Consider the following 16021-nt stretch of genomic DNA (forward strand, 5'->3'; position numbering starts at 1 on the left):
CTCCGCGCCCCCATGTAGGAACGCGGGCCTAGGCTCGCCACTCACAAGCCTGAGATTGCTCTTTGATGAACCCTGGACAAATCGCCTCAATTCAAGCGCCAGATGGCCGCATTGAGCAGGCCGGCAAAGGCGACCCAGGCAGCGTAAGGCACGAACAACGCAGCGGCCAGCCTGTCCCGTGATGTCTCGAGACTGATGTAGGTCACGATCGCGACGAACAGACAGATGAGGATGACGAGCGCGGCGCCGATCTGGTGCATCGTGAACATCACCGGGGACCAGACGAAATTCAGCGCCAGCTGCGCGGCCCAGACCTGCATCGCTCGACCCGACGGCTCACGGCGAAAAGTCCGCCAGCCCGCAACCGCGATCATGATGTAAAGGATGGTCCACGCGACCGGGAACGCCCAGTTCGGCGGCACGAAACCCGGCTTGGCAAGGGCCGCATACCACTCTCCCAGAAGATTGGTCGCGCCGATCAGCCAGCCGATGCCGACGACACCGACGACGAAGACCAATAGCTGAAGCATCCATCACCTCGCGCTTCTCTTCGGGCAATTGTATCATCGTTCCATGAGCGAATCCGGCACGGTGACTGGCGAGGTCTCGCCCGTCCGCAAGATCATCCATATCGACATGGATGCCTTCTATGCGTCCGTGGAGCAGCGCGACAATCCGGAGCTGCGCGGCAAGCCGGTCGCCGTCGGCGGCTCCGCGGAACGCGGCGTCGTCGCGGCCGCGAGCTACGAGGCCCGCAAGTTCGGTGTTCGCTCCGCCATGCCGTCGGTGACCGCGAAGCGGCAATGTCCCGACCTGATCTTCGTCAGGCCGCGCTTCGAGGTCTACAAGGCGATCTCCAGGCAGATCCGCGACATCTTTGCCGAGCACACGCCTGTTATCGAGCCATTGTCGCTCGACGAAGCCTATCTCGACGTGACGGAGAATTTGCAAGGCATCCCGCTGGCGCGGGACGTCGCCTTGCTGATCCGTGAGAAGATCAAGGCCGAGACCGGCCTCAACGCTTCGGCGGGTATTTCCTACAACAAGTTTCTTGCAAAGCTCGCCTCCGATCATCGCAAGCCCAACGGTCAGTTCGTGATCTCGCCGGAAATGGGGCCCGCCTTCGTCGAGACTCTGCCCGTCGGCAAGTTCCACGGGATAGGTCCGGCGACCAGTGCGAAGATGAACGCGCTCGGCCTGTTCACCGGCCTCGACATCCGCAACCAGACGCTGGAGTTCATGAATGCGAATTTCGGCAAGTCGGGCGCCTATTACTACTGGATCTCACGCGGCGTCGACGAGCGGCCGGTCCGGGCCAACCGGATTCGCAAGTCGATCGGCGCGGAGACGACGTTCTCGACCGACCTCGACGAATACGGCGCGCTGGCCGCCGAGCTCAAGCCGCTCGTCGACAAGGTCTGGCGCCATTGCGAGACGACCGGCAACCGCGGCCGCACTGTCACCCTGAAGATCAAATTCGCCGACTTCGAGATCATCACGCGCAGCCGGTCCGTCACAGCGCCGGTTGCAGGCCGGGACGACCTGGAGCGGCTGGCCTGCGGCCTGCTCGAAGCCGAGATGCCGCTGCCCAAGCGCGTCAGGCTCGTGGGGGTATCGCTGTCTGCCCTCCAGGACGGCGACGATGCGGAGCCGCAGCTGACTTTCGGCATTTGAGCCAGCCTGGAAAGCCCCGCCGCGAACGCGAGATCCTTGTCCGCTGCGCGGCCCCAGACCAATCATGAAGGTGGCGGGATTTTCAGACCCGCCACCGATAAAGGCCGATCCGCTCGGGCCAATCAATGCCTCATATGCTCGAACACGACGATCACACCCGTCGGCTCCGGCTCGTGGGCCATCAGGCGCGTGAGGTCGGCATCGCTCCAGTCGGCGAGGCTGACGACTTCGCCGGTCTGGCGCTCGGCGCTGAGCGACGGCGTCGGCTCGAGCACCTTCAGGCCCGCCTCGTCGACGAAGAAGGTGTGCTCGCCGAACATGCTGTTGAGCTGCGGCATGGCGGGATGTTCGTCGGGCAGCACCTGGGCGCCGAGTTGGTTGACGGTCTGCTTCACCTGTTCGGATGTGAGCTTCATGCGCTGCTCCGTTTCTGTCGTGCCGGGTTTCAGTGAGTTGAGCCAAGACGGGCGTTCCCTGCGCCTGTGTCGCCTGGCTCAAATTCCCGAACGGGTGTTGCGCACGAATGTTCCGGAAAAATGCATTTCGTGATCGCGAGTTTCATCTGCCGCGCTCGCGGCACGGGATCGCCACACGATGCACATGATCCGCCTGTCGATGGCGCTATTCGACGGCTTCGACGATCCGGATGTCGCGGTCGGCACCGTCGCCGAGCAGGTCGTGAGCGGCCTTGTAGGCGGGACTTTCATACGCCGCCCTGGCGCGCTCGACGCTGTCGAACTCGATGAGAACGACGCGTTCCATCAGGCCGTGCTCGAAGGCCGCAACCGGCATCCCGCGCGCGAGCACGCGTCCACCGGCGGCCTCGATGGCCGGACGCGACAGCTTGGCGTAGGCCGCCATGGCGTCGGAGCTCTTGATCGCACGGTAGGTCGCAACCCAATAGGCTTTTGCCATTTTGTTTCTCCTTGTTCTCGTGACCTAATGCTCGCTTCGGTTCTCGCCAACCGAGAGCGCGCAGATGCGTGACAGATATGTGTAGGGCAGACCGGTCTCCTCGGCCCAGGCGTTGAACTGTGCCTGCACCTTTGCGAGATCGCCCTTTGATTTGACCTCTTCGGCGATGTCGAGGCCGGCATCGCGCAGGCAGGCGACGACATCCCTGGAGGTGACAAAACCATCCCAGCCGACGAAGCGCAGCAGCATCTGCCCGGTGTTGCCGCCGAGCCGGCTGCGGCGCTTGGTCAGGAGATCGAGCAGGCCGACCTCGTTGGATGGCGGCCATTTCGCCAGAAACTTGCCGAAGCTGCCGTGCTCTTTTGCGATCTCCTGGACGAAGCTGGCGTTGTCGCGCACCGACATGATCTTGGCGCCGTTGCGCACGATGCGCGCGTCGCGCAAGAGGCCCTCCCAATAGTCTTCGGGCTGGAAGGTGAGCTTGGCCGGCTGGAAATGCAGGAACACCTCTTCAAATCCGTCCCATTTCGAATCGATCACGCTCCAGGCAAAGCCGGCGCAAAACACCCGCCTGGTCATCTCGGCGAGGATGCGATCGTCGCCGAGCTTGGCCAGCCCCTTCAGGTCGGGCTTTTCGGGCATCAGCTTGTCCAGCGCCTTGGGGCCGCCCTTGCGTTTCTCGGCGCGGGCACGAATGGTCTTGAAGGAGGTCATGCGGCTACGGGCGTTTGAGGATGCGCCACGACATCAGAATTCGATGACATGGTCCAGCCCTGCGGTGCCCGGCCACCTGCGCACGCCAATGCGCCGCAGCATGCGGCCGGCCATTGGCCTGACGAAGAGAGCAGCCATTCTGGTCTGCTTCTTGCTTTATAAATAACGTTTTGGAATTCCCAGACCTTTTCAAACCCGCCCATGGATTTTCAATGCGCTGCCTGGTCGTGGCCGATTTGCACTACTCGCTGCCGCAGCTCGACTGGCTGGTCAGCGCGGCGCCGCAGTTCGACCTCGTGATCTTTGCCGGCGATGCCCTCGACATCGGCTCGATGGTGGATTTTCGCGCGCAGATCGTGGTGGTGAAGAAATACCTCACGCTGCTGGCGACGCAGACCCGCGTGATCCTCTGCTCCGGCAATCACGACCTCGACGAACGCAATGCGGAGGGCGAAAAGATCTCGCGCTGGATCTCGGAGGTGCGGGAGCTCGGGATCATTTGCGACGGCGACAGCCTCGCCATCGGCGACACGCTGTTCACGGTGTGCCCGTGGTGGGATGGCCCGCTGGTCAAGCAGCGCATCGTCGCGCAGCTGCGCGACGCCGCCGCCACTAATCGCCCGCAGCACTGGATCTGGGCGCATCATGCGCCGCCGGCGAATTCACCGACGAGCTGGGGCGGCAAGCGCTTCTTCGGCGATGTCGATCTGGTGCAGTGGATCATGCAGTATCAGCCGTCGATGGTGATCTCGGGCCATGTGCACCAGTCACCCTTCATCGCCGACGGATCGTGGTTCGACCGGCTCGGGCAGACATGGGTCTTCAACGCCGGTCTGCAACCGGGACGGCCGCCGACGCATATCGTGCTGGATCTCGATGCGAACAAGGCGTTCTGGCTGGCAGCGGGCGAAGCGCAGTGGATCGACCTCGGCGCGCCGCTGAAGCGGCCCGCAAACACCGTCGAGGAGCCGCCGGACTGGCTCACATCCTTGGATCGGATTGCCGATCCGAGCCTGGCGAGACCTCGAGCGGCGGCAGGTTGATCATGCTCTGGAGCACCTCGCCGACCATGGCGAGATGTGTGCCATGGCCAGCATATTGCCGCTTGAGATCGGCCAGATAAGTGTTGGCGACGTTGAGCCGCTGCGCCAGCGTGCGCGCGAGCAGCAGCGCGACCTCGGGCCGCTGAATCAGGAATGACGCCGCGTCCTCGAACTCATAGATGACGGAATCCGAGCTGGCCCGCACCGTCGCGGTGTGCGGCAGCCCGAGCAGCACGGACATCTCGCCGAACACGGCGCCGGGCTCGGTGATGGTCGCGACCACCGTGTCGCTCTTGAGCACCTCGAGCTTGCCCTCGACGAGGACGTAGAGGTGGCCGCTGCTGGTGCCGCCCTCGGTGACGACCGACGTGCCGGCCTTGACCTGCCGCTCCGTTCCGCCGGTGCAATGATCCAGAACTGCGCGCATCGCCGAAGCTCCCATCGCTGGGGAAATCCAGGCGATACTAGAGCACGATCCGTGCCAGGCGGCAACGCGCGGACAGCTATCGCGACAAGCGCTTTGCGAGGTGAACCGACTGCCAGTCTCCGAGACCGGTATCCCGGAAGCCTGCCTTCTTCGCCAGACCACGCATCTCGGCATTTGTCCGCGCAGTCTCGGCGGCGATCATCGCGTGGCCAAGATCGGCCGCACGCGTCTCCATCGCCGTCATCATCTGCAAGCCGAGGCCCAGGCGCTGGAACGCATCGGCGACCGAGATGGCAAACTCGCCATGCTGTGCAGTCGCATCATAGGCGTAGTTCGCTTCGCCGATGATGGTGTGCTGCCCTCCCTGCCTGACTTCGGCGAGCAGGGTGAAATGACCGGGACGGCCCGTCCTCGCCACGCATTCGGCCGCGACCAGGGCGAAGTCGGTACGCGCGCCCATGAAGCGCTTGTTACGCGACGTCGTGGACAGGCCGGTGAAATAGACCGAAAGGTTCTCGACGTCGGATACGCTGGCGGTCCTGATGCAGACCATGCCCCTCGCTTCGGCCAGTTCGAGCGCCTCGACGACGGCTCCCGGAAACAACAGTGACATGCGTGATGCTCTCGGCAGGTTGCGTGGCTCGCACACCTAACCGAGGCCGCGCTTCCGCGGCTTGGACACCACCGCCAATCATGCGGCTGAAAACGAACAGCTCGTTGTCCCGTGCCGTACATCACACACGGGAGAGTGACGGCACCTCGTCGGGCATGATCGCCTGGAGGCCGCCGAAGCGGCGCTCGCGGCCGTGGAAGGACGCCAGAGCCGCGGAGAGATCGCCCGCATCGAATTCGGGCCACATCCGCTCGGTGAAGTGCAGCTCGGCATAGGCGCCTTCCCAGAGCAGGAAATCCGACAGCCGCTTCTCGCCGGAGGTGCGGATGATGAGATCGACGTCGCGCAGGCCGGCTTCACCGGTGACGAGTTGGGAGAAGGCTTCGCGGGTGAGGCTCGTCAGTGCCGCGGCCTTCGCTGCGGCGTTGAGGATGGCGTCACGCGCGGAATAGTCGACCGCGATGCGCAGGTGAAGCGCGCTGCCGTGCGCGGTGGCGTCTTCCGCGCGCGCGATCGCATTGGCGATGCCGTCGGGCAGACGGTCGCGTCGGCCGATCACGGTGAGGCGCACGCCGTTCCTGGCGAGGCTCTGCACCTCGTTGGCGAGATAGAAGCGCAGCAGCGTCATCAGCGCGGCGACTTCGGTTTTCGGCCGTCGCCAATTGTCGGTGGAGAAGGCGTAAAGTGTCAGCGTCCCGATGCCCTGCTTGGGTGCGGCCTCGACGATGCGGCGGATCGCCTCCACGCCGGCCTCGTGGCCGCGCAGGCGCGACAGGCCGCGGCGCGTCGCCCACCGGCCGTTGCCGTCCATGATGATGCCGACGTGAAGCTTCTCGTTGCGAGAGGTCATGTCGCTTTGCATTGCAAAGTCTCCGGTCAAAAAAGGGGGATCAGGTCGAGATGATACCGAGACGGCCGAGCGGCGGCGCGTCGCGGCCGGCGGCCTTGGCGGCGTCGCGCACCAGCCGCTCGAGCACGGCGAGATAGTCGAGGAAGCGGCGGCGGCCGGCCTTGGTCAGGCGGCAGGTCGTGTGCGGGCGGTTGCCCTCATAGCCTTTGGTCACCTCGACGAGGCCGGCCTCCTGGAGCACGGCGAGATGCCGGCTGAGATTGCCGTCGGTGAGGCCGCAGAGCTGCTTGAGGTCGGCGAATGCCAGACCCTTCGGATGCGCCATCAGCGAGGTCAGAAGCCCGAGCCTCGCCTTCTCGTGGATGACGCGGTCGAGCCCTTCATAGGAGAAGGGTGCGCTGTCAGTCTTCGACATCATGGTCTCCGGACGCGAAATACAGAATGCCCGCCATCACCGACTGCCCGATCACGAAGGGCAGTCCCATGGTCCATGGCGATAGCGTGTGAGTCCGGCTCGCGAGCACCACGACCGCGAAGCCGGAAATGAAATACCAGGCGCCCGCGAGCGCGACGGTGCGCGGCAGCGAGCGGACGGAAGCGAAAATGCCGAGCGACACCAGGATCTGCCACAGGCCGGGCAGCAGCCACAGCGTCTCGCTCGCGAACTTCCACATCACCACCGCGAGCAGCACGCCGGCGACGCCCGCGGGCAGGAACTGCTCGACCGCCTGATGGATCATGGCATCGGCCAGACCGGAATGATGACGGCGCGAGCGCGCGCGCATCTCGATGCCGATCATCAGAACGGAGAGCACCGCGGCCATGAACCAGCCGAAGAAGAAGCCGACCGGCTCGCTTGTGGGATCGCCGAGCAGCCAGAATTGGAGGATTGCGGTAAGAAGCGCGACGGCGCCCGTCGCAGCGATCGTCGCCGGGCCATAACCGCGGAACGCCGTGCCCGCCGCAATCTGGTTGCGGATCGCCACGATGTCGGCCAGTGCCTTGTCGAGATCGCGCATTGGCAACGCTAAAACCCCGCTCCGCCCAATTAACCGGGACCGCCCGTCCCGTCACTTTGTATCGCAAAGTATATCGCACCGCAAAGTAAAGGCAAGCCCGGAAGTCGCAGCCGGATGGTTCGATCCGCACAAACAACTGCCGGTTGCGCCGCACGACCTCGGCCGGATAAGATGGCTTCAAAAGCATTCCGGGGGGAAGGAAGTATGTGGCTTAAGTCATTTGTCGTCGCGTCTCTGTTGCAGGTGAGCGTCGCCGGCATCTCGCATGCGAAAGGACCATTCGGCAGCGTCAATGTCGGCAACTGGATCGGCGGCGCCTTCAGCAATGACGAGACGGGCGCTTTCTCCCATTGCGCCGCGACGACGCCTTATGCGAACGGCGTCATCCTCGTCGTGAGCCAAAATGCCGCCGGCACATGGTCGCTCGCCTTTGCGAGTCCCAGCTACCGCTTCAACAAGGGCGAGAACGCCGCGATCGACGTGACCTTTGACGGGCAGGAGCAAGCCAGGCTGTTCGCCACGGCGTACCAGCCTAACATGCTCACGGCCATCATGCCGGTCAATGTTGTGCGTACGTTTCAGAAGGCTAGCCTGATGGTGGCGACAGCCGGCCGCGCCGTTCTGAATTTCGATCTGACATCGACCGGGCCGGTGATCGCCGCATTGGCCAATTGCGTGACCAAGGTGAAAGCCGACGGGCTCGACAAGGCCGGCGACTTCACCAAGATGGCCGCCAAGCCGCAGCCTGCGCCGGACAAGCAGGCGCCGCCGGCCGGCAGCAAAGTTGCCAGGGCCAAGACCGGCACCGGCTTCGTGGTCAGTGCGAACGGCCATGTCGTCACCAACAACCATGTGATCGACGGCTGCGTCGGCGACATCAAGGGCAACCTCACCGGTGAGGCCGCGATGGTGCTGCGCGTCGTATCGAGCGACGTCAACAACGATCTCGCTTTGTTGCAGGCGCCGTCGACGACGACATTCAAGGACTTTGCGCGGATCCGCGATCGCTCGATCCGCTCCGGCGATTCCGTCATCGTAATCGGCTTTCCCTTCCATGGTTTGCTCACGTCGGACTTCACCGTGACGACCGGTATCGCGAGCTCGCTCAGCGGCATGCGCAACGACACGCGTTTCCTGCAAATCAGCGCGCCGGTGCAGCCCGGCAATAGCGGCGGCCCGCTGTTCGACACCACCGGTCAGATCGTGGGCGTGGTCACCGCAAAGATCCCCGCGCTGCGCATCGTCGCTGCGACCGGCAACATTCCGGAGAACATCAACTTCGCCATCAAGACCGGCATGCTGCGCGACTTCCTCGACAATTCCGTGGTGCCCTACCAGACCGCCGAACCGAAGGGCGAGCTCAAGACCACCGACATCGCCGGCAACGCGCGGCCGTACACGATGCTGATCTCGTGCAACGGCACGGAGCAGGCCGACGCCAAGCGGTAGACTGCGCTTCAGCCTCCGCTGTCATGCCCCCCGAAGGCGGGGCATCCAGTACGCCGCGGCTTCTAGATTCGACACGACCGTCTCGGAGTACTGGATCGCCCGGTCAAGCCGGGCGATGACACCTTTGATGAGGATCCGGCGCACCCGCCGCCTCACCCGTGGCAGCACGCCCCCTTCGCCTGCGGCTCATACTGGTCGCGCAGGCGGACCCAGTCCATCGGATAGGGCAGGCCGTCCTCGTGACGACCGAGCGGGGTGAGGTCGAGATACTGATAGGCCGCGTTCATCATGTCGAGACCGCGCGCGAAGCATGAATAGGTATGGAAGATCTCGCCGGCCTCGTTGCGGTAGAACACGCTGATACCGGGCAGCTCCGGACCGTAGAACGGCGTGGTGCCGAAATTGTATTTCGGCACGCCCTTGTCGATCTGCTCGCGCGTGAACGAGACCTCGTAATCGTAGTTGAAGTCGTTGCTCCCTGACGAGACCCAGTCGAAGGTCCAGCCCATCCGCTTCTTGAAGGCCTCGAGCTTGGCGCTAGGTGCCAGCGAGATCGCAACCGTAGAGGTGTCGCGCGCGGCGAGGTGCGGCACCATGCGATCGAGACCGTCGGCCCAGAACGAGCAGCTCTTGCACGCGGCCTCCCAGTCGGGAGCGAACATCACATGCTGCACCACGAGCTGCGGGTGGCTCCCGAAGAGATCGCCGAGCGTCACCTTGCCGTTCGGTCCGTCGAACACATAGTTCTTGTCGACCTTCACCCAGGGCAGCGCGCGGCGCTGCTCGGCGAGGCGCTCGCGGGCCTGGCTGAGCTCCTTCTCATGCGCCAGGTGGGCCTTGCGGGCCGCGATCCATTGCTCGCGCGAGACGATCTGATGTTGCTGCACGGTATCCTCCATGGTGTCAGGCGACGAAGGCGTCGAGCTTGTCGAGGCACGAGCTCCAGCCGCGCTGGTGATTGTCGCGTGCGGTTTCGTCGAAGAACTGGGCGTGATGGAAGATCATCAGCGTGCCGGCGCTATCCGGCTTCAGCGTGATCGTCACCAGCGATTCGCGCTCCGGCGTCGAATGCCAGGCCCAGGTGAACACCAGCCGCTCGTTCGGCACGACCTCGCGATAGATGCCGCCGGCCTCGAAATATTCGCCGTCGTCGCCGGTGAAGCTGATGCGGTAGCGGCCACCGGTACGGACATCGAGCTCGGCGTCCAGCGTCGCCGGCTTCATGTTAGGCGGCCCGAACCACTGGACTAGCTGCGCGGCTTGCGTCCAGGCGGCGTAGACTTTCTCCGGCCGTGCGCGGAGCCGGCGCGTGAGCGTGAGGCTGGGCCGCTCGCTTGGACGTTCGGCTGTGCGGGGATCGGTGCTGACGGCTGCGTTGGCCATGTCTTGTCCTCCACGAAGGCGGCGAGGCGGTCGAACTTCTCGGACCAGAACTGCGCGTAGCGATTGAGCCAGTTCATCGCCTGCTCCATCGGCTGCGCGGTGAGCCGGCAGGACACCGTGCGTCCGGTCTTCTCCCGCACGATCAGGCCCGCATCCGTGAGCACGTCGAGATGCTTCATGATCGCCGGCAGCGAGACCGGAAACGGCGCGGCCAGCTCGCTCACCGACAGGCCGTCCCGCTCGCCGAGCCGCGCGAGAAGGGCACGCCGCGTCGGATCGGACAGCGCCGCAAAGGTCCGGTCGAGCGTCTCGTCTCTATACTTAACCATTTGGTTTAGTATAAACGTGAACGAGAAGGCGTCAAGCAGGAACCCGCGCGTCCGGATCTGCACGACTGCGTGATCAGGCAGTGCTCAGTGTGAGGCGCGACTAGTACGGACGAACGTACCGCCCGCGTAGTGACGGCTGAAGCGGAGGCCGTACGGCCACCTGGGCAGGATTTTGCGCGCAATAGCCCTTGCGGCCCGACGCGCTCATCTGACACTGCTCGCGGGTCTGATAGGAGCAGTCGCCGGGATAGCCGTATTCCGAGTTCTGAATGCACCACGCGTAATCATAGTCCGCGCGCGCCGGGCTCCCGCCAGCGAGCCACACAAGGACTATGGCGCCCAGCACAAATTGCGCCTTGCCCATGACCGACCTCCCATGTTCGCCGCGCGACATCCGACCTCACAGAGTGAAAGGCTCGCGGAGCCGGTTTATTCCGGAGCGATCGCGCAAAAATACGCGGCTGCGCAATGCGCGCGCGGCTAGTACGGTGCAACGGGCCGCGCGCGACGGTGCGGCCGAGGTTGCGGCTGCGGCGCCTGGCCATAGGCCACCATTGGATTGGGCCCGCAGTACAGCAAGCGGCCGGAGACGCTGGCCTGACATTGTTCATAGGTGCTGTAGGCACATTCGCCGGGATAGTCATACTCACCGCCCTGGGCGCACCAGGGATAGTCGCGGGCCGCCGCGGGCGTGATGGTGACGAAGCCGGCAAGGACCGTCGCGCCCAGCGTCAGCAGCGCCAATTGCGTCTTGCGCATGATCCAGACTCCTCTCTGCACAGGGCGAGATACGCGCCATGTATCATCAGGTTTCGCCGCGCCATTTTATTCCAGATCAACGGAACGAAGTACGCAAGAAAAAAGCCCTGCCAGGCGGCAGGGCTCCAATCTCAGGGATCACAAGATCGCTACTCGACCTTCAGGCCGGCGAACTCGACGACCTTCTTCCACTTCTCGGTCTCGGCCTTGATCTCCTCGCCGAACGCCTCCGGCGTCTGCACCCGCGGCTCGCCGCCGAGTTCGACCAGGCGCTTGGTCATGTCGGGCTCCTTCATGAGCGTATTGATCTCATTGTTGAGCTTGGCGATGATCTCCTTGGGCGTGTTCTTCGGCGCGCCCATGCCGAACAGCGCGCTGGCCTCGTAGTCCTTCACGGTCTCGGCGATTGCCTGGACGTCGGGCAGCTGCGGCGAGCGCTCCGTGGTGGTGACGCCGATCGCGCGAAGCGAGCCGGAGCGGATGTGCTGGATGATCGAGGGCATGTTGTCGAAGATCACCTGCACCTGGCCGCCGAGCATGTCGGTGATCGCCGGCGCCGCGCCGCGATAGGGCACGTGCTGCATCTTGCAGCCGGTCAGCGCCATGAACATCTCGCCGGACAGATGCACCGAGGTGCCGTTGCCGGACGAAGCCATGTTCACCTTGCCGGGATTGGCCTTCACATATTCGATGAACTCGGCGACGTTCTTGGCCGGAACGTCCTTGTTGACGGTCATCACGTTCGGCACCCGCTGGAACGAGGCCACCGGCGCGATGTCGCGCACGAAGTTGAATTTGAGGTTGGTGTAGAGCGAAGCGTTGATGAAGTTGGCCGGATTGACCAGCTGCAGCGTGTAGCCGTCGGGCTCGGCATTGACGACCGATTCGGTGCCGATATTGTTGCCGGCGCCGGGCTTGTTCTCGATCACGAATTGCTGGCCGAGCCGTTCCGACAGCCGCTGACCGATCAGCCGCGCCAGGATGTCGGTGGCTCCGCCCGGCGGATAGCCGACCACCCATTTCACGGGCCGGGCCGGATAGTCGGCGGCAAGGGCCTTCGACAGCGGGGTGGCTGCAAGCGGACTTGCTGCGAGCAGGCCCAGCGCGGTACGGCGAGTGATCATCTCAAGGGTTCTCCCAACGTGTTGTTCTTGAAAGCCAGATGGCTTCAAAGTCGACGCGGTTGTAACAAAGCTTGCCGCAGGCGGAAAGTGCGCCCGGCGCATCACGACGAAAGGATAAGGCATGCCGGTCAAGGTCGAAGCCCTCGATCATCTCGTCATCAACGTCGCCGACGTCGCAGTGACCTCCGAGTGGTACCGCAGGATTCTCGGCATGGAAGTCAAGGTGTTCGACCCCGGCGGCGGCAAAGCGCCGCGGACTTCGTTGCAATTCGGTAACCAGAAGATCAACGTCCGGCCGCGCGACGCCGACAAGGTCGAGTGGTTCACCGCGGACCATCAGACCGCCGGCAGCGAGGATCTGTGCTTCCTCACCTCTGCCGCGCCCGACGAGGTGGTGGCGCATTTGACGGCACATGGCGTCGCGATCGAGGAAGGCCCGGTTCCCAAGCAGGGCGCCCGCGGCACGCTGCGCTCGGTCTATTGCCGGGATCCGGATGGCAGCCTGATCGAGATTTCGTCGTACGAGGACGGTGGTCGATAGGGCCGCGCTGCCGGTCCAAGCGCCGTCATTGCGAGGAGCCCTTGCGACGAAGCAATCCAGACTGCCCCCCGCGGAGACAGTCTGGATTGCTTCGCTGCGCTCGCAATGACGATGGCGAGAGCGGGCGTTACGCCCCCGATTTGCTCCCCGCGCCATCCGATGGCGGGAAGACGCAATCATGAAAACGCAGCCGCCATCAAGATGCAGGCTGCACGGGGAGGATTCATGCCTATCCAACGGACCGCAGCCGGACTCGTAGGACCGTTCGACGGGCTCGACGTGCCCTGGCTGCTGAAGATGCGCGCCGCGGTACGCCACGATCATGCGTTCCTGATCTGGGCGCCGTTCGACGCGCCGGCGCGGCGCTGGAGCTACGGCGAGTTTCACGAGCGCGTCGGCGCGCTCGCGGCGGGGCTGGCGAAGCGCGGCGTCAAGCCGGGCGAATATGTGCTCATTCATCTGGACAATTGCATCGAGGCGCTGCTGGCCTGGTTCGCCTGCGTCGAACTCGGCGCCATCGCGGTGACCACCAACACCCGCTCGGCTCCGGCGGAGATGGAATATTTCGCCGATCATTGCGGCGCGGTCGCTGCGATCACGCAACCGGCCTATGCAGAAATCGTCGCGCAAAACTGCCGCAACATCCGCTGGCTGGCGGTGACCTCGCACGATGCGGGCGCGGCGCCCGCGCGAGTGGTCTCGCGCGGCGACAGTTTTGAATCGCTATTCGCCGACAGCGCCGACCGTCCCAGGCGCGCGACCGATCCGTTCGCGCCGTGCAGCGTGCAGTACACGTCAGGCACGACCTCGCGCCCGAAAGCGGTGCTGTGGACCCATGCCAACGCGCTGTGGGGCGCCAAGATCAACGCCGCGCATGAGGACCTTCATGCGAACGACGTGCACCAGACCTATCTGCCGCTGTTCCATACCAATGCGCTGGCCTATTCGATGCTGGCAACGCTGTGGGTTGGCGCCACCTGCGTGATCCAGCCGCGCTTCTCCGCGAGCCGGTTCTGGGGCGTCGCGCGCGAGCACGGCTCGACCTGGACCTCGACGATCCCGTTCTGCATGAAGGCGCTGCTCGAGCAGGAGATCCCGAAAGGCCACAAATTCCGTCTGTGGGGCACCGCGATCAACGAGCCACCGGCGTTTGCCGCGTTCGGCGTCAAGATGATCGGCTGGTGGGGCATGACCGAGACCATCACCCACGGCATCGTCGGCGAGGTCGACCAGCCCAACATCCCGATGTCGATCGGGCGCGCGGCTCCCGAATATCAGATCCGCATCACCGACGATGATGGACGGCGGACCGAGGTCGGCGACACCGGAAATCTCTCCATCAAGGGCATCCCTGGGCTGTCGCTGTTCGCCGAGTATCTGCACAATGAAAAGGCGACGCGCGAAAGCTTCGACGAGCACGGCTTCTTTCTCACCGGCGACCGCGTCGAGCGGCTGGAGAACGGCTTCATCAGGTTCGGCGACCGCGCCAAGGACATGCTGAAGGTCGGCGGCGAGAACGTCGCGGCCTCCGAGATCGAGCAGGTGATCGCGGTGGTAGCAGGCGTGCGCGAAGCCGCGGTGGTGGCGAAGAAGCACCCGATGCTGGACGAGGTGCCTGTTGTCTTCATCATCCCGCACGGCGGCGTCGCGGGCGCGGCGCCCGATCTGCATGATCGCGTGATGGCGGCCTGCGGCGCGGGACTCGCGGATTTCAAGGTGCCGCGCGAGATCAGGCTTGTCGACGACATGCCGCGCTCGACGCTGGAGAAGGTGGCGAAGGCGGAGTTGCGGAAGATGGTGGGCTAAGACTCGGCTATACGGCGCGCTGCCGTAGGGTGGGCAAAGCGGCTTGTCCGCCGTAGCTCGAAGAGCGAAGGCGGAAGCGTGCCCACCATTCATGCCACGGATAAGGATACATGGTGGGCACGGCGCTTCGCGCCTTTGCCCACCCTACGGGAGCCAGCTAGAACGATCCCAGCGCCACCGGCCGGAACGCCTGCAGCAGTTGCTGATCGAGCTTGGCGCCCATGCCTTCCATCATCGTGAAGGCGCGCGAGTGGGTGAAGGGCATGCGGTAGGCGCGCTTCTCCACCAGTGCCGCGTAGATGTCGACGATCGTCGTGACCCGCACGATGTCGCTGATCTGGTTCGACGACAGGCCGTTCGGATAGCCAGAGCCGTCGAGGAATTCGTGGTGATGCAGCACGACGTCGAGCATCTCCGGCGGGAAGCCGCCCTGCTCCGCGAGCGCGTCATAGCCGCGGCGCGGATGCTGGCGGACCTCGGCCATCTCCTCGTCGGTGAGCTTGCCCGGCTTGTCGAGCAGCACGGAGGGAACGAAGGCCTTGCCGACGTCGTGCAACAGCGCGGCGCGGGTCAGGCGACGCTGGTCGTCCTCGCGCATGCCGAGATGCTGCGCGAAGGCGACGGCGAAGCCTGTGACGAACAGGCAGTGGCGGTAGCTGCCGACATGATGGCAGCCGACGGTGGTGAGCCATTCGCGCAGCGAGGAATGCTTGATCGCCTTCAGGATCTTGCTCTCGGCGGCGATGACGTCGTCGAAGGTCAGGGGCACGCCGAGCGGCAGCTTCTCGAACATCTTCGCCAGCACCGCATGCGCCGCCTCGACGCCGCGGTTGAGCGTCTTGCCGCGATCGGTCGCGTCATAGGTGGCGGTGTCGGGGAATGCCGCGCGGATGCGCTGAAGAATCGCATCGGGCTGCAGCGGCCGCGAGATCGTGTCAGTGGCGCCCAGCGCCCAGGCCTGCATGGTGCCGTGATGCAGGGCATCGGCGAGCACGAACAGCCGCGGCATCGTGCGGTAGGCATCGCCGCGCAGCTTGTTGCGCACCCGCTGCACGCTCTCGGGCGAGCGCAGATTGATGTCGACCACGAGACCGGACAGATCGCGCGACGGCTGCTCGGGAATGTCCTGCGTCGTCACCGTCGAAACGTCGCCCACGGCCTTCAGGATGCTGGCAAGCTCGGTGCTCTCGTCGCTCCGGTCGGAAGCGAGCAAGAGCCGGCGTTTGGCGGCGGATTTGGCTGGCGCGTTCATGGCTTCCCCAGAGCACGGGAGTGGATTTGGCGTCAGCCTAAGCCGGATCAGGTTCTCCGGCCCTTAAGAGGCGTGCTCAATGGAACCCTGCGGAATTGCGCGCAATTTTAGGGAATTGGGGTC

General features: G+C 64.5%; 20 protein-coding genes and 1 pseudogene. 5 read left to right on the forward strand and 16 right to left on the reverse strand.

Translation table 11 applies throughout. The features are described 5' to 3' along the window. Positions 1 to 86: 86 nt before the first annotated feature. Positions 87 to 530 (reverse strand): TspO/MBR family protein, encoded by a 444-nt coding sequence (locus ABIB99_RS19690; RefSeq protein ID WP_354177189.1) that lies wholly within the window; start codon positions 528 to 530, stop codon positions 87 to 89. A gap of 43 nt (positions 531 to 573) precedes the next feature. Between ABIB99_RS19690 and dinB the strand changes: the two genes are divergently transcribed. After that, the gene (gene dinB / locus ABIB99_RS19695) at positions 574 to 1674 is read left to right on the forward strand and encodes a DNA polymerase IV (RefSeq protein ID WP_354177191.1); all 1101 of its coding nucleotides are present in this window, start codon (positions 574 to 576) and stop codon (positions 1672 to 1674) included. 122 nt (positions 1675 to 1796) lie between these two features. Here the strand turns inward: dinB and ABIB99_RS19700 are convergent, their stop codons facing one another. The 3 genes from ABIB99_RS19700 to ABIB99_RS19710 form a co-directional block, all read right to left on the reverse strand. After that, positions 1797 to 2090 (reverse strand): hypothetical protein, encoded by a 294-nt coding sequence (locus ABIB99_RS19700; protein WP_354177192.1) that lies wholly within the window; start codon positions 2088 to 2090, stop codon positions 1797 to 1799. A gap of 205 nt (positions 2091 to 2295) precedes the next feature. Further along, a complete protein-coding gene (locus ABIB99_RS19705; RefSeq protein WP_354177193.1) occupies positions 2296 to 2589 on the reverse strand; it encodes a DUF1330 domain-containing protein in 294 nt (97 codons plus the stop codon). A 24-nt stretch (positions 2590 to 2613) separates the two neighbouring features. After that, positions 2614 to 3303, reverse strand: coding sequence for a DNA-3-methyladenine glycosylase I (locus ABIB99_RS19710; protein WP_354177194.1), 690 nt, complete (start codon positions 3301 to 3303; stop codon positions 2614 to 2616). A gap of 212 nt (positions 3304 to 3515) precedes the next feature. Between ABIB99_RS19710 and ABIB99_RS19715 the strand changes: the two genes are divergently transcribed. Beyond that, positions 3516 to 4346 (forward strand): metallophosphoesterase family protein, encoded by an 831-nt coding sequence (locus ABIB99_RS19715; RefSeq protein WP_354177195.1) that lies wholly within the window; start codon positions 3516 to 3518, stop codon positions 4344 to 4346. Here ABIB99_RS19715 and ABIB99_RS19720 read toward each other — a convergent pair. From ABIB99_RS19720 to ABIB99_RS19740, 5 genes are all read right to left on the reverse strand, one after another. Further along, complete coding sequence (locus ABIB99_RS19720; RefSeq protein WP_071917051.1) at positions 4285 to 4773, reverse strand: Crp/Fnr family transcriptional regulator; 489 nt, start codon at positions 4771 to 4773, stop codon at positions 4285 to 4287. The two genes, ABIB99_RS19715 and ABIB99_RS19720, sit on opposite strands and share 62 nt — an antisense overlap. Positions 4774 to 4849: 76 nt before the next feature. After that, positions 4850 to 5386, reverse strand: coding sequence for a GNAT family N-acetyltransferase (locus ABIB99_RS19725; protein ID WP_354177197.1), 537 nt, complete (start codon positions 5384 to 5386; stop codon positions 4850 to 4852). Positions 5387 to 5507: 121 nt separating this feature from the next. Further along, positions 5508 to 6248: a di-trans,poly-cis-decaprenylcistransferase gene (locus tag ABIB99_RS19730; RefSeq protein ID WP_063980082.1), complete on the reverse strand. Its 741-nt coding sequence runs from the start codon at positions 6246 to 6248 to the stop codon at positions 5508 to 5510. A gap of 28 nt (positions 6249 to 6276) precedes the next feature. Further along, positions 6277 to 6651, reverse strand: a complete 375-nt coding sequence (locus ABIB99_RS19735) for a winged helix-turn-helix domain-containing protein (RefSeq protein ID WP_063985952.1) — start codon at positions 6649 to 6651, stop codon at positions 6277 to 6279. Beyond that, complete coding sequence (locus ABIB99_RS19740; protein ID WP_028155350.1) at positions 6638 to 7255, reverse strand: hypothetical protein; 618 nt, start codon at positions 7253 to 7255, stop codon at positions 6638 to 6640. Before ABIB99_RS19740 ends, ABIB99_RS19735 begins: the two co-directional genes overlap by 14 nt. Positions 7256 to 7459: 204 nt before the next feature. Between ABIB99_RS19740 and ABIB99_RS19745 the strand changes: the two genes are divergently transcribed. Then, positions 7460 to 8704 carry a S1C family serine protease gene (locus tag ABIB99_RS19745; protein WP_354177198.1) on the forward strand — a complete coding sequence of 415 codons (1245 nt, stop codon included), beginning with the start codon at positions 7460 to 7462 and terminating at the stop codon, positions 8702 to 8704. A 152-nt stretch (positions 8705 to 8856) separates the two neighbouring features. On the opposite strand, the gene ABIB99_RS19750 is transcribed toward ABIB99_RS19745, so the two are convergent. The 6 genes and pseudogenes from ABIB99_RS19750 to ABIB99_RS19775 all read right to left on the reverse strand — a co-directional run bounded on the left by ABIB99_RS19750 (position 8857) and on the right by ABIB99_RS19775 (position 12299). Next, positions 8857 to 9591, reverse strand: coding sequence for a DUF899 domain-containing protein (locus ABIB99_RS19750; protein ID WP_354177199.1), 735 nt, complete (start codon positions 9589 to 9591; stop codon positions 8857 to 8859). A gap of 16 nt (positions 9592 to 9607) precedes the next feature. Next, a pseudogene (locus tag ABIB99_RS19755) lies at positions 9608 to 9940 on the reverse strand (SRPBCC family protein); the annotation flags it as partial. A gap of 11 nt (positions 9941 to 9951) precedes the next feature. Further along, positions 9952 to 10416, reverse strand: coding sequence for an ArsR/SmtB family transcription factor (locus ABIB99_RS19760; protein WP_354177200.1), 465 nt, complete (start codon positions 10414 to 10416; stop codon positions 9952 to 9954). A 100-nt stretch (positions 10417 to 10516) separates the two neighbouring features. Continuing rightward, positions 10517 to 10810 carry a DUF3551 domain-containing protein gene (locus tag ABIB99_RS19765; RefSeq protein ID WP_354177202.1) on the reverse strand — a complete coding sequence of 98 codons (294 nt, stop codon included), beginning with the start codon at positions 10808 to 10810 and terminating at the stop codon, positions 10517 to 10519. Positions 10811 to 10896: 86 nt separating this feature from the next. Then, positions 10897 to 11175, reverse strand: coding sequence for a DUF3551 domain-containing protein (locus tag ABIB99_RS19770; protein WP_354177204.1), 279 nt, complete (start codon positions 11173 to 11175; stop codon positions 10897 to 10899). A gap of 149 nt (positions 11176 to 11324) precedes the next feature. Further along, the gene (locus ABIB99_RS19775) at positions 11325 to 12299 is read right to left on the reverse strand and encodes a Bug family tripartite tricarboxylate transporter substrate binding protein (protein WP_071908968.1); all 975 of its coding nucleotides are present in this window, start codon (positions 12297 to 12299) and stop codon (positions 11325 to 11327) included. 121 nt (positions 12300 to 12420) lie between these two features. On the opposite strand from ABIB99_RS19775, the gene ABIB99_RS19780 reads away from it, so the two are divergent. After that, entirely contained in the window at positions 12421 to 12840 is a 420-nt protein-coding gene (locus ABIB99_RS19780) for a VOC family protein (RefSeq protein ID WP_354177205.1), read from the forward strand. 225 nt (positions 12841 to 13065) lie between these two features. Continuing rightward, entirely contained in the window at positions 13066 to 14646 is a 1581-nt protein-coding gene (locus tag ABIB99_RS19785) for an AMP-binding protein (protein WP_354177207.1), read from the forward strand. A gap of 157 nt (positions 14647 to 14803) precedes the next feature. Here ABIB99_RS19785 and ABIB99_RS19790 read toward each other — a convergent pair whose 3' ends face one another. Beyond that, complete coding sequence (locus ABIB99_RS19790) at positions 14804 to 15898, reverse strand: HD-GYP domain-containing protein (protein ID WP_354177209.1); 1095 nt, start codon at positions 15896 to 15898, stop codon at positions 14804 to 14806. Positions 15899 to 16021 lie beyond the last annotated feature (123 nt).

This window comes from Bradyrhizobium sp. LA6.1 (assembly GCF_040547805.1).
GTDB classification, from domain to species: Bacteria; Pseudomonadota; Alphaproteobacteria; order Rhizobiales; family Xanthobacteraceae; genus Bradyrhizobium; species Bradyrhizobium barranii.

Excerpts from the sequence above, each read along its gene's own strand:
- ABIB99_RS19690 (WP_354177189.1), bottom strand. The coding sequence starts at position 530 with ATGCTTCAGCTATTGGTCTTCGTCGTCGGTGTCGTCGGCATCGGCTGG.
- dinB (WP_354177191.1), top strand. The coding sequence starts at position 574 with ATGAGCGAATCCGGCACGGTGACTGGCGAGGTCTCGCCCGTCCGCAAG.
- ABIB99_RS19700 (WP_354177192.1), bottom strand. The coding sequence starts at position 2,090 with ATGAAGCTCACATCCGAACAGGTGAAGCAGACCGTCAACCAACTCGGC.
- ABIB99_RS19705 (WP_354177193.1), bottom strand. The coding sequence starts at position 2,589 with ATGGCAAAAGCCTATTGGGTTGCGACCTACCGTGCGATCAAGAGCTCC.
- ABIB99_RS19710 (WP_354177194.1), bottom strand. The coding sequence starts at position 3,303 with ATGACCTCCTTCAAGACCATTCGTGCCCGCGCCGAGAAACGCAAGGGC.
- ABIB99_RS19715 (WP_354177195.1), top strand. The coding sequence starts at position 3,516 with ATGCGCTGCCTGGTCGTGGCCGATTTGCACTACTCGCTGCCGCAGCTC.
- ABIB99_RS19720 (WP_071917051.1), bottom strand. The coding sequence starts at position 4,773 with ATGCGCGCAGTTCTGGATCATTGCACCGGCGGAACGGAGCGGCAGGTC.
- ABIB99_RS19725 (WP_354177197.1), bottom strand. The coding sequence starts at position 5,386 with ATGTCACTGTTGTTTCCGGGAGCCGTCGTCGAGGCGCTCGAACTGGCC.
- ABIB99_RS19730 (WP_063980082.1), bottom strand. The coding sequence starts at position 6,248 with ATGCAAAGCGACATGACCTCTCGCAACGAGAAGCTTCACGTCGGCATC.
- ABIB99_RS19735 (WP_063985952.1), bottom strand. The coding sequence starts at position 6,651 with ATGTCGAAGACTGACAGCGCACCCTTCTCCTATGAAGGGCTCGACCGC.
- ABIB99_RS19740 (WP_028155350.1), bottom strand. The coding sequence starts at position 7,255 with ATGCGCGATCTCGACAAGGCACTGGCCGACATCGTGGCGATCCGCAAC.
- ABIB99_RS19745 (WP_354177198.1), top strand. The coding sequence starts at position 7,460 with ATGTGGCTTAAGTCATTTGTCGTCGCGTCTCTGTTGCAGGTGAGCGTC.
- ABIB99_RS19760 (WP_354177200.1), bottom strand. The coding sequence starts at position 10,416 with ATGGTTAAGTATAGAGACGAGACGCTCGACCGGACCTTTGCGGCGCTG.
- ABIB99_RS19765 (WP_354177202.1), bottom strand. The coding sequence starts at position 10,810 with ATGTCGCGCGGCGAACATGGGAGGTCGGTCATGGGCAAGGCGCAATTT.
- ABIB99_RS19770 (WP_354177204.1), bottom strand. The coding sequence starts at position 11,175 with ATGCGCAAGACGCAATTGGCGCTGCTGACGCTGGGCGCGACGGTCCTT.
- ABIB99_RS19775 (WP_071908968.1), bottom strand. The coding sequence starts at position 12,299 with ATGATCACTCGCCGTACCGCGCTGGGCCTGCTCGCAGCAAGTCCGCTT.
- ABIB99_RS19780 (WP_354177205.1), top strand. The coding sequence starts at position 12,421 with ATGCCGGTCAAGGTCGAAGCCCTCGATCATCTCGTCATCAACGTCGCC.
- ABIB99_RS19785 (WP_354177207.1), top strand. The coding sequence starts at position 13,066 with ATGCCTATCCAACGGACCGCAGCCGGACTCGTAGGACCGTTCGACGGG.
- ABIB99_RS19790 (WP_354177209.1), bottom strand. The coding sequence starts at position 15,898 with ATGAACGCGCCAGCCAAATCCGCCGCCAAACGCCGGCTCTTGCTCGCT.